This window comes from Gulosibacter chungangensis, from assembly GCF_008831155.1.
In the GTDB taxonomy this organism is placed as follows: domain Bacteria; phylum Actinomycetota; class Actinomycetes; order Actinomycetales; family Microbacteriaceae; genus Gulosibacter; species Gulosibacter chungangensis.
Window position 1 is genome coordinate 716645 of sequence record NZ_WBKB01000001.1, and the last position, 15330, is coordinate 731974.

Consider the following 15330-nt stretch of genomic DNA (forward strand, 5'->3'; position numbering starts at 1 on the left):
GCTAGCTACCCACACGCTTAATCCGCATGAATCAGCCCGTTCCAGCGAATCCTTTTCATACCGCAGCACTTCGTCTCTCCGACGCTCCGACAGTGCGTGCGGAGGGTGAAGGCCGCGTCCATGGCAAGGTGATTCTCATTGGTGAGCACGCCGTGGTCTACGGGCAACCTGCCATCGCGCTGCCGGTGAACAGCGTCGAAGCGGCCGTCACGCTGCGGCTTTTCGATGCCGCGCGGATCGACAGCGACCTCTACGTCGGGCTCTCCGATGCAGCACCCGAAGAAGTGGCCCCGGTGCTCGCCGCGGTGGATGCGGTCACCCAGGCTGCGGGTTTCGAAAAAGGCCAGGTCGGCGTCACAATTCGCAGCAGCGTACCGGTCGGTCGCGGGCTCGGCTCCTCGGCCGCGGTCGCGGGCGCGATTGTGGATGCAGCGGCCAGCGTCGCGGGGTTGCGCTGGAACGACGACGAGCGCTACGAACTTATCCAGGCCTCCGAACGCATTGCCCACGGCACTCCGAGTGGCTTGGATGCACGCACTGTGATTTCCGATCATCCCGTCTACTTTCAGCACGGACAGGCCAGCCGCATCGAGGTCGGTACCCCTTTCGGTTTTGTGATTGCCGATACCGGGCGGCCGAGCTTCACCGCGCAGGCCCTCGCCGGAGTCCGAGTACTGCACGAGCTTGATCACGACATGGCCACCGCAGCCATCAATCGCCTCGGGGAACTGACCGAAGCATCCCGCATTGCGCTCGCCGACGGCGACGTGCCGACCCTCGGGACGATCATGACCGAGGCTCACGGACTCCTCACCCGCATCGACGTGAGCTCGGCAGAGCTCAACGACCTCGTCACCGCGGCGCTGGATGCGGGCGCCATCGGGGCTAAACTTACCGGCGGCGGGCTTGGCGGCTGCATCATTGCGCTTGCGGCCACGCCCCAAGCAACAGACGCGCTGGCTACCGCGCTCACCAAAGCCGGTGCGGCCGACGTCTGGACCATGACCCTGGAGGCAACTCGATGACCAAGGCCACGGCTCGCGCATACCCCAATATTGCGCTCGTGAAGTACTGGGGCAAGCGCGACTCGACGCTCATGCTGCCATTGACCGGCAGCATGTCGATGACCCTCGACGATTTCCCTACGACCACCACCGTGGAACGCACCCCCGAGGCCGCCGCCGACCATTTTGAATTGAACGGCGAGGTTATCGAGGGTGAGCCGCTTCGCCGAGTGACGAAGTTCCTCGACCTGGTTCGCGAACAGGCCGGAATTCGCGAGTTCGCCGCCGTGCGCTCGAAGAACGAGGTGCCGACCGCCGCGGGCCTGGCATCCTCAGCCTCTGGTTTCGCCGCCCTCGCACTGGCCGCATCCAAGGCCTACGATCTCTCGCTCGACCCGGCCGATGTCAGCCGCCTCGCTCGTCGCGGTTCCGGCTCGGCAACCCGTTCGGTCATCCCGCACTTCGCGGTTTGGCGCGCGGGCGACGACGAAACTTCCGTGGCTGAAGCCATCGACGCCCCCGATATGCGGATGATCGTGGTGGTCGTCAACGCCGGCAATAAGGAAATCTCCAGTCGCGAGGCGATGAAACGCACCGCGCTGACCTCCCCCTTTAACGACGCCTGGGTGAGCTCCACCGAGCAGGCACTCGAGTCGATGATGAGCGCCTGCGCCGACAACGACTTCACCCGCATTGGCCGGATCACTGAAACCAATGCGCTGCGGATGCACGCCACGATTCAGGCTTGCGACCCGCCGATTCTCTACCTCGCACCGACCAGCCTCGCGATTTTCAACAAGGTGCGAGAACTGCGCGAATCGGGTCTCGAGGCCTATGCCACGGCGGATGCTGGCCCCAATGTTTGCGTCATCGCACGTCCCGAAGACGCAGATGCGGTGGCAGCGGCGCTCGTCGAGTTCGGCTCGGTGCGCACAATGGCTCCGGGGCCCGGAGCCGAGCTCCTCGCGGACAGCGAGGCTCTGTGAACGAGCGCGGGGCGATCGAAACAAAAGCGCCGGGCAAGCTGTACATCGCAGGTGAGTACGCGGTTGTCGAACCCGGGGAGCCCTCGGTGATCGTCGCGGTCGACCGGGTACTCACCGTCAAACTCACCCCGAGCGATGATCTCGGGCGCGTGTTCTCCAGCGAGTACGGTCTGCGACCGGTGGTCTGGACCCGCGACGATGACGACAGCATCCAGCTTGAACACCGGCCGTTCGACTACGTGATGGCCGCGATCGCCGTGACCGAACGACTGCGCGGGGAGCGCGGGTACGAGCCGCGCTATTTCGATCTGCACATTGAAAGCGAGCTGGACGACTCCAGCGGCCGCAAGTTCGGCCTCGGCTCTTCTGCCGCGGTGGTGGTGGCAACCATCGCCGCAATCAACGATTTCTACGCGCTCGGGCTGACCCCCACCGAACGCTTCAAACTCGCACTGTTGTCTACCGCGCGGGTCGCTCCGCGCTCATCCGGCGGCGACCTGGCGGCGAGCACCTTTGGCGGTTGGATCCGCTACACCTCGCCGGATCGCGACGCGCTCCTCGAAGATCTCGAATGCAATGAGACCGTCTCGGAAACCCTCGGCTCGGCCGGGTGGGACGACTTCAGCGTCACCCAACTTCCGGAACCCGAAACGCTGGAACTCCTCGTCGGCTGGACCGGTTCCCCCGCATCCACCGAACGCCTCGTCAAGGGCGTCGAAAAACGTACGCCGGTCGACTCCACCAGCCACGAAGCTTTCCTCGCCGAAAGTCGCGGCATTGTGGATGCGCTGGTATCGGCCATGCAGGCACAGGATGCGTCGCGCACGCTCGAGCTGATTCGGGCGGCGCGCACGCTGCTGCAGGGGCTGGGAGAAACCACCGGAATTCAGATCGAAACCGAGAAACTGCATGCCCTGTGCGAGATCGCCGAATCGCACGGTGCCGCCGCGAAACCTTCGGGCGCAGGCGGTGGCGACTGCGGCATCGTGCTCGCGGGTCCGGAAACCGACAATGACGCCATCTTCGTCGATTGGCAGGCCGCCGGGATCAGCCGCCTCGGGCTCGGGGTGTACCCGTCTTGCGGCGAGGCGGACGTGTGCGATTCGGAGACTGATGGCTCGGAAGCTGGTGACTCGGGTGCGTTCGGCTCTGATGCTTCCGACTCCGGTGCTTCCGACTCGGATGCTCGCGAGTCCGAAGGAGGCGAAGCATGACCGAGTCGCCACACAGCGTCGAGCCCACTCGCGATGGTGAGGCGCACCGACAGGCTGTCGCCAGCGCATCCGCCCGCAAGGAAGACCACATCAGGCTCGCCGCCGATCAGCGCCGCGAGGACCCTGCCGTCAAGGGACACAACGAATTCGATGATCTCGAATTCCTGCACCACGCCCTCGGCGGAATCGATAACGCGACCGTCGACCTTACCGCGCAGGTCGGTGACTGGACCTGGTCCGCACCGCTCTACATCAACGGCATGACCGGTGGCGCCGAAACCGCGATGCGCGTGAACCGCGCCCTCGCGATCGCGGCCCGAGAGCTCAACCTGCCCATGGCATCCGGTTCGGTTGGCATCGCGATCGACGACCCCGCAACGGCCGCGAGCTTCCGAGTCATTCGTGAGGAAAACCCGGACGGGTTCGTAATGGCGAATATCGGTGCGGGGCGGCCTGCCGACCACGGTCAGCGCGCGGTGGACCTCCTCGAAGCGAACGCGCTGCAGCTGCACCTCAATGCGGTGCAGGAAACAGTGATGCCCGAGGGCGGCCGCGACTTCGCCGACTGGCTGCGCGGCGTGGAGCGCACCGTGGCCGCAACCGACGTGCCCGTAATCGTGAAAGAAGTCGGCTTCGGGCTGAGCCGTCGCACGCTCCAGCAACTGCAAGAAGTGGGCGTGCAGATCGCCGATGTCTCGGGCCTGGGCGGCACGAACTTCGCGCGGATCGAGTCGGCGCGCGGGGGCAACGCCTTCGCCTATCTTGGCAATTTCGGCCAGTCTGCCGCAGCTTGCCTCCTGGATGCACCGGTCGCGTTCCCGACCCTCCTCGCCTCGGGCGGGGTGCGGCATCCGCTCGACGCGATCAAAGCCCTCGCACTCGGGGCGCGCGCGGTCGGCGTTGCCGGACCCTTCCTACTGCCGGCACTTGAGGGCACACCCGAGACGTTGACCGACGAGATCCGCAGCTGGCTCGACCAATTGCGGATGCTGCACGCCATGCTCGGCGCAGCCACACCGGCAGACCTCACTAACACCGACCTACTCGTGCGCGGACGCGTGCGCGAGTTCGCCACACTTCGCGGCATTGACGTCGCCGCACTGAGCGACCGCTCTGGCGCTCGCCTCCAGGAGGAACGATGAGCAAGCACGACCAATTTGTGACCGGGATTCCGTCAAGCTGGGTGGGCCCGCTCCGGATCAGCGGGAACGCAATCAATGAAGAGATCAAGGTGCCACTGGCCACCTATGAGACCCCACTATGGCCCTCGGTAGGTCGCGGGGCCCGGATCTCGCGCCTGGTGGAGGGCGGCATCCGCACCACCGTCATTGATGAACGGATGACCCGCTCCACACTCTTTGTCGCGCGCGATGCCGGCCACGCCTACGAGGCGATGGCGAGCATCCGCGCCCGCGAAGCCGAACTGCAGGAAGCCGTCTCGGCCCAGAGCCGCTTCGCGAAGCTCATCGAAATGCACGAGGAAATCGTCGGCAACCTGCTGTTCATCCGCTTCGCCTTCACCACCGGCGACGCCTCCGGCCACAATATGGTCACCCAGGCCGCCGACACCCTGATGAACCTGATCCTCTCCTGGGATCTCGGGCTCGACTACGGCTCCGTCTCGGGCAACTTCTGCTCGGACAAGAAGGCCACCGCCGTCAACGGCGTGCTCGGTCGCGGCAAGCGCGTGGTCGCCGAGATCCTCATCCCGCACGAGATCGTCGAGACGAAACTGCGCAGCACCGCGCAGCAGATCACCGACATGGTCGTGCGCAAAAACCTCGTGGGTTCCACGATCGCCGGGGCCCTGCGCTCGGCGAACGCGCACTTCGCGAACATGCTCCTCGCGTTCTATCTGGCGACCGGACAGGATGCCGCCAACATCGTTGAGGGCTCACAAGGCATTGTTTACGCTGAAAATCGTGCCGAAGGTTTGTACTTTTCCTGCTCTCTGCCGCACCTAATCGTTGGTACCGTCGGGAACGGAAAGCACCTCGACCACGTCAACGACACTCTTGAACAGCTGGGTTGCCGTGAAGAGCGCGAACCCGGCGCCAACGCACGACGTCTTGCGGCCATGATCGCCGCGACCGTGCTTTGCGGTGAGCTCTCGCTCCTTGCCGCCCAGACCAACCCCGGCGAGCTGATGCGATCACACGTAGCGCTTGAGCGCGGTGAAAGGAAGTAACTATGACCACCATTGGTATTCACGACATTGAGCTCGCCACGACGCACAACGTGCTTCCTCTCGCCGATCTCGCAGCCGCGCGCGGCGTGGACCCGGCCAAGTTTGAGATTGGCCTCGGCCAGAGCCTCATGAGCGTGCCCGCCGTCGACGAGGACCCCGTCACCATGGGGGCCACCGCGGCGGCGCGACTGATCGAGCGCACCGGAACCGAAGGCATCCGCTCGCTGCTGTTCGCAACCGAGTCGGGAGTTGACCAGTCGAAGTCGGCCGGGATGTTCATCCACGGCCTGCTGGGACTGCCGCAGGCCATGCGCGTGGCCGAAATCAAGCAGGCCTGCTATGCCGGAACCGTGGCGCTGCAGTCGGCGCTGGGTGTGATTGCACGCGACCCGGAGGCGAAGGTCCTTGTGGTGATGAGCGATATCGCCAAGTACGAACTGGCAGGCTCGGGCGAACCCACTCAGGGCGCCGGCGCCGTGGCGATGCTGATTTCCGCCGACCCTGCTCTCGTGGAGATCGAGCCTGCGACCGGCGTTTACAGCGCCGATGTGGATGACTTCTGGCGCCCGAACGACTCGACCACAGCGGTGGTCGACGGCGCGCTCTCGCTCAAGGCATACCTGGATGCACTCTCCGGTTCCTGGGACGACTACCAGGCCAACGGTGGTCACCCAATCGGAGAGATCGACCGCTTCCTCTACCACCAGCCCTTCACCAAAATGGCGCGCAAGGGCCACCGCGAGCTCGCGAAGCACACCGGTGCTGAACTGACCGAGGATGTGCTCGAAGCCAGCTTCGAGTACAACCGCAACCTCGGCAATACCTACGGTGCTTCGATCTACTCGGGGCTGATTTCGCTGCTGCACCACGATGACGATCTCGCTGGCAAGCGCGTCGGCTTCTACAGCTACGGTTCGGGTAGTGCGGGTGAATTCTTCACCGGCGTCGTGCGCGACGACTACCGCGAGCACCTCTACCGCGAGCCAATTCAGTCTGAGCTTGCCGAACGCAACGTCATCACCTTCGACGAGTACGTCGAACTGCACGAGAACGTGCTGCCGAGCCAGGCGGATGCTGAGACGCCCCGCGTGACCAAGGCCCCCTTCCGCTTTGCCGGCATCAAGGGCGGCGCCCGCCAGTACGAAGCCAACTAGTAGGCATCCGGCTGGGCTGGGGCCTCCCGGCCCAGCCCTGGATCCAGTGCCAGCGCAGGCCTTGTCAGAAAAGTGCACGCTATGGGGTGACACGCGGCGACACGCCGGTTACATCCTCGTAGCGTGCACTTTTCCGACGCGCACAAGGTGAGGTTACGCATCCCAGCCCAGCCCAGCCCAGCCCGGCCCGGCCCAGCCTTCCCCAGCCCAGCCGTGGTCAAAATTGTGCATACTTCGGCGCGACACGCCGGGCGACTGCGGTAAAACGTGCTGATCCGCCCGAACGTCGCTCAGGACGTGCACAATTTTGACCAGCGGCCCGGTGCATCAGCGCACGATTTCGCGCAGCAGCGCGCAGTGCTCGCGGTAGTTCTCAATCGGCGTGATGTCTTCCCCGGCGCGATAGCGCTGCCCGAGGGTCTCCCAGCTGGTGTGCCAGGTCGTCATCGCTAGGTCAGTGATCATCAACGAGGTTGATCGCTGCAGCGAAGGGCAGTGTTCTGACAGTACAACCTGCAACAGCTTCGACACCCGCTGCAGCTGCGCCGCAGCCTCTTCCAGCAGAGCCGGCTCCGCCGCAAACAGCCGGGCGACCCGCACCGAATCTTCATCGCGCTCGACCCCGCTCAGAATTTCTTCTTCGAAGAGGCCCTCGATCTGTCGCAGCACACTGCTCGGCGAGCCATCGGAGGGCGCGAAACGCGCAACCCGGTTGCGCAGGCTGAACTGCCCCGGAATGCCCGCGTGCTCCTTGTTCTCGAAGTAGCGAAAGAACGTACGCGAGGACACTCCAGCCGCCGACGCAATCTCGGCGACCGTGGTCGCATCCACACCTTGCTTTTCGTAGAGGGCGATTGCCGCCAGGTGGATGTCGTTGCTGGTTTGGGCGCGACGGCGCTCGGTCAGCGAGAGGCCGTCTGAGGTCATGGTCGCCATTGCTTCACGTCCGATTTCAAAGAGATTTGCCGACGTCAGCTTACGACAAGATGGCACAATGTGACATGGTTGTTGCTTCAAATATTTAGAAGCTGAGGAAATCTATGACCCAGACCGAGAAGCAGACCCCGCCTGAAGCGTTTTCAACCGCACGACTCGTCGCCATCATCGGAACGCTTGCCGTTGCCGCATTCGTGATGATCCTGAACGAAACCGTCCTGACCGTGGCGCTGCCATCGCTGATGGCCGACTTCTCGATTTCCGCAGCCACTGCGGGATGGTTCACCACCGGCTTCCTGCTCACGATGGCGATCTGCATCCCTCTGACCGGCTATCTGATGCAGCGGTTCAGCATGAAGTCGCTGTTCCTCACCGCCATCGCCCTCTTCGGCATCGGCACCCTGGTCGCGGCGCTCGCGCTGAACTTCGAGACGATGCTCATCGCGCGCATCGTGCAGGCGCTCGGCACCGCGGTCATCATGCCGCTGCTGATGACTACGACGCTCCACCTGGTCCCGGCCCAGCACCGCGGTTCGATCATGGGGCTCAATGCCGTCGTTCTCTCGGTCGGGCCTGCCGTTGGACCCACCGTTGCCGGAATCGTCATCAACGCGATCTCGTGGCACGCGCTGTTCTGGGGCATGGCGGCCTTCGCGGTCCTCGCATTCGCTGCGGGTCTCGTGTCGCTTCCCTCGGGCAAGGGAAGGCCGGCGGGTCGCCTGGATGCGTTCTCGATTCTGCTCTCGATCATCGGCTTCGGCGGTTTTGTCTACGGTGTCTCGAGCGTTTCGCAGGTCATCGAAGGTGACTTCCTGCCGCTTGTCGCCATCGTCATCGGCCTGATCGCGCTCGCATTCTTTGTGCGTCGGCAGAACGCGCTGGTACGCAAGCAGAGCGCCCCGCTCCTGCACCTGGCACCGCTCAAGAACAGTGCCTTCAACCGCAGCGTGATCATTATCGCGATTGCTTTCGGAGCGATGCTCGGCTCGGTCGTCGTGCTGCCGGTCTACCTCGAAAACGGCCTCGGGCTGAACCCTGCATCGGTGGGCCTCGCGCTCCTGCCTGGCGGACTCATCCAAGCGGTTATCTCGCCGATCGCGGGTCGTATCTTCGACCGCAAGGGCCCGCGCCCTCTTGTGATCCCGGGGGCGGTTCTCCTTTCGGCGGGACAGTGGGGCCTTGCCACCTCGGGTGCAGACACTCCCGTGTGGCTCGTCATCACGTGCCACACGGTCTTCGGCGCGGGGATGGCCCTCGTGATGGCCTCGATGATGACCCACTCGCTCGGCTCGCTCGCGCGCGAAATGTACGGCCACGGCTCGGCAATCGTGAACACGCTGCAGCAACTCGCAGGCGCAATCGGCACGGCGCTCTTCCTCACCGCCTTTGGCCTCGGCATGTCACTCGCTGGGTCGACTGAGGATGCGGTGCGCTACCCGTTCGTCGTCGGCGGCATCCTGACCTTGGTCGCGGTTGTCCTCGCCTTCACGATCAAGGCGAACCGTCCCGAACCCGTGGTGCTGGAGGCCTCGACCAAGGCCGACACCGGAATGGTCACGACTGGTTAGCTCCTCGCGGCTCCCGGCTCTTCCCAGTCGCTCCCGCCTGTCCAAAATTGTGCACGCTTCGACGCGACACGCCGCCTAACTGGGGCGGTAGACCGCAAACTCGCCGGTATTCAGTTTGCGGCGTGCACAATTTTGGACAGTTCGAACCTCACACAAACGCATCCGGAAAAAGCTCGGACTCGGGCACTCCGGGTGAGTACTTCGAGAAGTCCGTAACTCCCGCATCCCGCAGCACGTCCTCGCACAGCAGCTGCTGGCCGGCCATCGCCTCAGCCGGCCCGGTTAGCAGCGCGTGCGCCGCATCCGCATAAATCTCGGGCGTACGCGAGCGACGGTAGACCTCATCCCCACCCAGAATGTTCGAGACGGCCGCGGTCCGAATCGTCGTGCGCGGCCACAGGGTCGCGGCGGGGATGCCCGTCTCGGCGCCAATGCCGAGGGTCGCCAGTGTCATCCCGTACTTCGCGAGCATGTACGCCGGGTAGGCGCCGAGCCACTTTTGCGCGAGATTCAGCGGCGGCGACAGGCTCAGGATGCGTGGGTCAGCCGATTTGCGCAGGTGCGGCAGCGCGGTGCGGGTCAGCAGGAAGGTGCCGCGGGTGTTGATCTGGTGCATCAGGTCGTAGCGCTTCATCTCGATCTCGGCAGAACCGGTGAGGTTGATGGCCGAGGCGTTATTCACGACCACGTCGATACCGCCAAATTCCGCGACCGTCTGAGCTACCGCATCCACCACGCTGGATTCCTCACGAACGTCGCCGACTATCGGCAGCGCTTGGCCCCCGGCGGCGCGGATTTCCTCGGCTGCGGAGAAGACGGTTCCTTCGAGTTTTGGATGCGGATCAGCGGTTTTGGCGATCAGCGCAATGTTGGCGCCCTCTGCGGCTGCGCGGCGTGCAATTGCAAGCCCAATGCCGCGGCTACCGCCTGAGATGAGCACGGTTCGTCCTTGAAGAGTTGCTCGCATCCGGCGAATATTACGCGGAATGAACAGAAATTAGTGTGAATCCGCTTGGAATCTCTAAACTTTATCCGTCAGGCGCGGATGTATCAGCGCGCCGAATCTTTGAGAGGAACCTCCCTATGGCACGCATTACAAAGGCGCTGGCGGCTGCTGGCGCGCTTGCGCTCATCGGTAGCTTGGCCGCCTGCTCGGGTGGCTCGAGCGACGGCGGCGAGACCGGCGAAACCATCAAGCTCGGCGTCGTTGGCGCCTCGGAGCCGTACTGGGCCGTATTCGAAGAGGCCGTCGAAGCTGAGGGCATTGACCTCGAAATCGTCGACTTCGGTGACTACAACCAGCCGAACCCCGCTCTGAGCGCCGGCGAACTCGACATCAACCAGTTCCAGCACATCATCTACCTCGCCGAGCACAACAACGCGACCGGTGACACCCTCACCGTGATCGGCTCGACCGCGATCTACCCGCTGGGCCTCTACTCCTCGAAGTACGACTCGGTGGATGACATCCCCGAGGGCGGCGTCGTCGGTGTTCCCAATGACACCACCAACCAGGCTCGCGGGCTGCTCGTCCTGCAGTCGGCCGGACTGATCTCGCTCGCGGACGGCGGTAGCCCCTACTCGACCCTCGACGACATCATCGCGGACGAGTCCAAGGTGACGGTCCAGGCTTTCAACGCCGACCTCATCCCCGCTTCGCTGCCCGACCTTGACGCCGGCATCATCAACAACGACTTCGTGGCAGACGCTGGCCTCACCGCCGAAGACGCGATCGCACAGGATGACCCGAACGACCCCGCATCCTTCGGCTACGTCAACGTCTTCGCGGTACGCGAGGAAGACAAGACCAACGAGACGCTCCTGAAGCTGGTGGAGATCTACCAGACCAATGAAGACGTCCAGGCGGGTGCCCTTGAGGCCTCGGGCGGCACGGCCGTGATGCTCGTAATCCCCGCCGAGGAACTTCAGGCTTCGCTCGCCGAAGTTCAGGAAGCACAGCCCTAAGCCCAAACTGACAGGCAATTCGCTTGTCGCTTGGGAATATCCCTTGTCGCTCGGCAATACTAGACACGCACCCGGTTACCGTCGGTACCGGGTGCGTGTCACGTTAGCGGCCGCTGGCCAGCGCTGAGTAGGCACGGAAAGGAACGCAAATGGCAATGATTTCAATGCGCGATGTGGTGAAGGAATATCCCTCCGCCAAACGCGGCGGAGATCCGATCCGTGCGGTGGATGGTGTCTCGCTCGACATCAATCCGGGCGATATCTTCGGCGTAATTGGCTATTCGGGGGCCGGAAAATCCACCCTGGTGCGGCTGATTAACGCGCTCGAACCATCCACTTCGGGTGTGATCGAAGTCGATGGCACCGACATCACCCAGCTCTCCGAATCGCGACTGCAGAAGGTTCGCACCGACATTGGGATGATCTTCCAGCAGTTCAACCTCTTCAACTCGCGCAATGTCGCGGCGAACGTTGCGTTCCCGCTCAACGTCGCGAACTACCCGAAAGAGAACCGGGCCGCGCGGGTCAAGGAACTGCTCGACTTCGTGGGCCTCGCCGACAAGGCTCGCGCCTACCCCGATCAGCTCTCGGGCGGCCAGAAGCAGCGTGTGGGCATCGCCCGGGCGCTATCCACCTCCCCAAAGATCCTGCTTGCCGACGAGTCGACTTCGGCGCTCGACCCGCAAACCACCTCAGACGTCCTCGACCTCCTCGAGCGAGTGAATCGCGAACTCGGCGTCACGATCGTCGTCATTACCCACGAGATGGATGTGATCAAGCGCATCGCATCCCACGTCGCGGTAATGGAAAAGGGCAAGGTGGTCGAGCAGGGCGAGGTCTTCGATATCTTCTCGAAACCCCAGCATCCCGCGACCCAGCGCTTTGTCTCGACGATCATCCCCGGCATCCCGGGCGACCGCGAGCTCGCTGACCTCCGCTCCCGTCATACCGGATTGCTCGCCACGGTAACCGTGAACGATGAGCAGACCGCACAGCACGAGGTGCTGCGACGGCTGCTGGCCTCGGGTGCGAACGCGCAGCTCGTCTACGGCGGTATGAATGAGGTTTCGGGCCGCTCCTTCGGGCACCTCACTTTTGAACTGACCGGCGAGGATGCACAGATTCGCGAGTCGCTCGCACAGGTTTCGCAGATTGCCAGCGTAACGACGCTCGAGGGGGCGAACCGCGCATGAACGATCAGATTGACCGCCTCATTGACCTGCTGCCGAAGCTGCCGGGGGAGCTGGCGACCACGCTCATGCTGGTCGCGATGGCGATGCTGCTCGGCGGCATCCTCGGGCTCATTCTCGGCGTCGCGCTCTACGCGACCAGGCCCGGGAACATCCTCGAGAACAAATTCATCTTCAACATCCTGAACGTGATCGTGAATATCTTTCGACCGATCCCGTTCATCATCTTACTCGCCGCACTGCAGCCCTTCGCGAGAGCCATCATCGGTATCGGTATCGGTAACCAGATGGCGATCTTCGCGATGACCTTCGCCGCGACCTTCGGTATCTCGAGGCTCGTTGAGCAGGGGCTCGTGACAGTGCCTCCCGGAGTCGTCGAAGCCGCGCGCGCGAGCGGTGCGGGGCGTTTCAGGACGCTGCTGACGGTGGTAATTCCCGAGGGCCTCGGCCCGCTGATTCTTGGCTACACCTACGCCTTTGTTGCCGTCATCGACATGTCGGCGGTGGCCGGCTACGTGGGTGGTGAGGGTCTCGGTAACTTCGCGATCCAATGGGGCTATCGCCAATTCAACCCCTGGGTCACGTGGACCGCCGTGATCATCATCATCATTCTGGTGCAGGTGGTGCAGTTCCTCGGGAACTGGCTGGCCCGCAAGGCGATGCGTCGCTAGCTGCGTGGTCGCTTTGGCGAGGCGCTGCCGATAGAGCAACTGCGCAGGTAGCGGCGGCGTAGACTATTGCAATTGTCCATCTGTCTGTTCGCCGAAAGGAGTCGAATTGAGATTCCGTGTCGGCGCCTACGGCGTGATTGTGCGCGATAAGCAAATCTTGCTTGCACATTGGAACGCGCGCGGACGCTCGGGATGGACGCTGCCCGGCGGCGGTGTGGAGGCGGGGGAGGATCCCTACGATGCCGCGATCCGCGAGATTCGCGAAGAGACCGGCTACGAGGCCGCGATCGACCAGATGCTCGGTGTCGATTCGATCGTGGTCAACGCGCGTAACCGTCGCCGCGCCGGAAAGCCCGGGGAGGCGCCGCTACAGAATGTGCGGATCGTTTACCTCGCGAGCATCACCGGGGGAGAGCTGCGCAGCGAAGTCGGCGGCACCACCGACGAAGCGAAGTGGTTTGACCTCTCGGAAGTGAAGACCCTGCAGACGGTGTCGCTCGTCCGGGTCGCGATGCGGCTCTACCATGAGCGTCCGCGCAACGGCCACCTCGAAAAGCTTTCCAAGCGCAAAGGCAACTAGCGCGCGCTGCACGCCGCACATCCGCTCGTTCACCGAGTACTACCACCTTCGATCACCGAGTAGGGCGTAGCCCGTATCGAGGTGTTCCCGCACGTTTCGATACGCTTCGCTACTCAACGGGCGGGAAGGGGTACGTTTCGCTACTCAATCAGCGGGGAAGAACGCGCTGCGCTACTCAACGCTCTTCAGAGACTCGTCAACGGATGCTGTTGTTGGTGGCCGTGGCCGCATCGAGTGACGAGTTGGCGGGCCACTCGTCCGAGATTCGTCGATGGATGCTGTGGTTGGTGGCTGCGGCAGCATCTGGTGACGAGTTAGCGGGCGTCTGTTTGGGGACTCGTCGATGGATGCTGTTTTGGGTGGCGGTGGCAGCGTTTGGTGACGAGTTAGTGCGTGGCTGCTTGGTGGGAGGAAGCGCGCCCGCACGTTTCGATACGCTCCGCTACTCAACGGGCGGGAAGAAAAAGGATGCGTGGCCCGGGGAGCCGGGGCACGCATCCTTCTCGCTAAAGCTGTTTAGTTGTTGCGGGTGACGGTCTCAACGGGAGCGTCGAGCTCTTCGTCGGCGATCCAGAGGTCGTCGTCCGCGCGGAAGGTCTGCCACAGCGCATAGCCAATGGCGGCGAGCGCAGCAACGCCCGCACCGATGGCGAACCAGCCGCCAACGCCGATGCCGGACTTCTTCTGCTTCTTCTGCTCCTTGGCGATCTGCTTCTGCAGTTCCTCCACGCGCTTCACCGCTTCCTTAGCGATGCTCTCGCCGCGGGACTGCACCTGCTGTACCGTCTTGTTCGAGTCAACGAACTCGCGCACGGCACCGGTGACATTGCCGCCTGCCTGAGCAATTGCGGGAAGGACATTGCGCTGCAGGGCCGACTCGGCCTTGTGGAGTGCCGAACGACCCGACTCGACACCGCGCTCAAACGCGGGGCGGACGTTCTCAACGTTCTTGCGGATTGCGGGGAGCACCTCGGCGTCCGCGTAGTCACGGGCTGACTCAACACCGCGGCTACCGAGGTCGCGGGCCTTGGCGAGCACTTCCTGCTGGTCGCCCCAAAGTCGGTCTGCGTCTCGGCGGAGACGTTCGAGCTTGCGCTTGTTCTTCCTGGACAGTGCCATTACTTCCTCCGGCGATAAATCGAATTTGCGAGGTACGACTCCTTATCTTGTCACGGCGCCGTCCGCGAATCCTGAAACTCGCCTGCAGTGAAATCTGGGGGATGTGTCGCCAGGCTGTGCTTGGATAAGCGGTATGAGTAATGCGACTGCAGTCATGACCCTGCACACCAACAAGGGCGACATCAAGCTCAACCTCTTCGGAAACCACGCGCCGAACACCGTGAAGATCATCACGGGCCTGGCAACGGGTGAACTCGAGTGGACTGACCCGCAGACGGGTGAGAAGAAGGAGAACACTCCCTTCTATAGCGGTGTCGTCTTCCACCGCATCATCCGCGACTTCATGCTGCAGGGTGGTGACCGCACCGGCACCGGTTCGGGCGGCCCGGGCTTCGTCTTCGATGACGAGATCCACCCGGAGCTGAACTTCAACGAGCCTTATGTCCTCGCCATGGCAAATGCCGGCAAGATGGCTGGCCGCGGCACCAACGGCTCGCAGTTCTTCATCACCACCGCGAACACCAGCTGGCTCGTGGGTAAGCACACCATCTTCGGTGAAGTTGCTGACGAGGATTCGAAGCGCGTGGTCGACGCCATTGAGGGTCTAGAGACCGATGGCCGTGACCGTCCGCTCGAGGACGTCGTCATCGAGTCGGTTGACGTCGAGCAGCTCTAGTTCCAACTCAAGGTTCATACAACACAACATGACGACCCCGACCGGCCAGGTCCGCGACTCGAACAACTACTGTTACCGC

At 63.4% G+C, this 15330-nt stretch carries 15 protein-coding genes; 12 read left to right on the plus strand and 3 right to left on the minus strand.

Going from position 1 to position 15330, the window contains the following annotated elements; translation table 11 throughout:
- Positions 1 to 26 precede the first annotated feature (26 nt).
- The 6 genes from mvk to F8O05_RS03250 are packed head-to-tail and all read left to right on the plus strand — an operon-like array spanning position 27 to position 6546.
- Positions 27 to 1025: a mevalonate kinase gene (gene mvk / locus F8O05_RS03225; protein WP_158051272.1), complete on the plus strand. Its 999-nt coding sequence runs from the start codon at positions 27 to 29 to the stop codon at positions 1023 to 1025.
- Positions 1022 to 1990 (plus strand): diphosphomevalonate decarboxylase, encoded by a 969-nt coding sequence (gene mvaD / locus F8O05_RS03230; protein WP_158051273.1) that lies wholly within the window; start codon positions 1022 to 1024, stop codon positions 1988 to 1990. The genes mvk and mvaD overlap by 4 nt, the downstream gene beginning before the upstream one ends.
- Complete coding sequence (locus F8O05_RS03235; protein WP_225735702.1) at positions 1987 to 3204, plus strand: phosphomevalonate kinase; 1218 nt, start codon at positions 1987 to 1989, stop codon at positions 3202 to 3204. The genes mvaD and F8O05_RS03235 overlap by 4 nt, the downstream gene beginning before the upstream one ends.
- Complete coding sequence (gene fni, locus F8O05_RS03240; protein ID WP_158051274.1) at positions 3201 to 4346, plus strand: type 2 isopentenyl-diphosphate Delta-isomerase; 1146 nt, start codon at positions 3201 to 3203, stop codon at positions 4344 to 4346. The genes F8O05_RS03235 and fni overlap by 4 nt, the downstream gene beginning before the upstream one ends.
- Positions 4343 to 5392, plus strand: coding sequence for a hydroxymethylglutaryl-CoA reductase (locus F8O05_RS03245; protein ID WP_158051275.1), 1050 nt, complete (start codon positions 4343 to 4345; stop codon positions 5390 to 5392). The genes fni and F8O05_RS03245 overlap by 4 nt, the downstream gene beginning before the upstream one ends.
- Before the next feature lie 2 nt (positions 5393 to 5394).
- Positions 5395 to 6546, plus strand: coding sequence for a hydroxymethylglutaryl-CoA synthase (locus F8O05_RS03250; RefSeq protein ID WP_158051276.1), 1152 nt, complete (start codon positions 5395 to 5397; stop codon positions 6544 to 6546).
- A gap of 327 nt (positions 6547 to 6873) precedes the next feature.
- Here F8O05_RS03250 and F8O05_RS03255 read toward each other — a convergent pair whose 3' ends face one another.
- A complete protein-coding gene (locus F8O05_RS03255; protein ID WP_192497009.1) occupies positions 6874 to 7473 on the minus strand; it encodes a TetR/AcrR family transcriptional regulator in 600 nt (199 codons plus the stop codon).
- A 113-nt stretch (positions 7474 to 7586) separates the two neighbouring features.
- On the opposite strand from F8O05_RS03255, the gene F8O05_RS03260 reads away from it, so the two are divergent.
- On the plus strand, positions 7587 to 9050 hold the full coding sequence (locus F8O05_RS03260; RefSeq protein WP_158051278.1) for an MDR family MFS transporter: 1464 nt from the start codon (positions 7587 to 7589) through the stop codon (positions 9048 to 9050).
- 148 nt (positions 9051 to 9198) lie between these two features.
- Here F8O05_RS03260 and F8O05_RS03265 read toward each other — a convergent pair whose 3' ends face one another.
- On the minus strand, positions 9199 to 10017 hold the full coding sequence (locus F8O05_RS03265) for an SDR family oxidoreductase (protein WP_158051279.1): 819 nt from the start codon (positions 10015 to 10017) through the stop codon (positions 9199 to 9201).
- A 116-nt stretch (positions 10018 to 10133) separates the two neighbouring features.
- Between F8O05_RS03265 and F8O05_RS03270 the strand changes: the two genes are divergently transcribed.
- The 4 genes from F8O05_RS03270 to F8O05_RS03285 all read left to right on the plus strand — a co-directional run bounded on the left by F8O05_RS03270 (position 10134) and on the right by F8O05_RS03285 (position 13456).
- The gene (locus F8O05_RS03270) at positions 10134 to 11015 is read left to right on the plus strand and encodes a MetQ/NlpA family ABC transporter substrate-binding protein (RefSeq protein ID WP_158051280.1); all 882 of its coding nucleotides are present in this window, start codon (positions 10134 to 10136) and stop codon (positions 11013 to 11015) included.
- Positions 11016 to 11164: 149 nt separating this feature from the next.
- Positions 11165 to 12208: a methionine ABC transporter ATP-binding protein gene (locus F8O05_RS03275; RefSeq protein WP_158051281.1), complete on the plus strand. Its 1044-nt coding sequence runs from the start codon at positions 11165 to 11167 to the stop codon at positions 12206 to 12208.
- Positions 12205 to 12876, plus strand: coding sequence for a methionine ABC transporter permease (locus tag F8O05_RS03280; RefSeq protein WP_158051282.1), 672 nt, complete (start codon positions 12205 to 12207; stop codon positions 12874 to 12876). The genes F8O05_RS03275 and F8O05_RS03280 overlap by 4 nt, the downstream gene beginning before the upstream one ends.
- A gap of 106 nt (positions 12877 to 12982) precedes the next feature.
- Positions 12983 to 13456 (plus strand): NUDIX hydrolase, encoded by a 474-nt coding sequence (locus tag F8O05_RS03285; RefSeq protein WP_158051283.1) that lies wholly within the window; start codon positions 12983 to 12985, stop codon positions 13454 to 13456.
- Positions 13457 to 13972: 516 nt separating this feature from the next.
- On the opposite strand, the gene F8O05_RS03290 is transcribed toward F8O05_RS03285, so the two are convergent.
- The gene (locus F8O05_RS03290; RefSeq protein WP_158051284.1) at positions 13973 to 14575 is read right to left on the minus strand and encodes a hypothetical protein; all 603 of its coding nucleotides are present in this window, start codon (positions 14573 to 14575) and stop codon (positions 13973 to 13975) included.
- A 133-nt stretch (positions 14576 to 14708) separates the two neighbouring features.
- On the opposite strand from F8O05_RS03290, the gene F8O05_RS03295 reads away from it, so the two are divergent.
- Positions 14709 to 15251, plus strand: coding sequence for a peptidylprolyl isomerase (locus F8O05_RS03295; RefSeq protein ID WP_158051285.1), 543 nt, complete (start codon positions 14709 to 14711; stop codon positions 15249 to 15251).
- Positions 15252 to 15330: the final 79 nt, after the last annotated feature.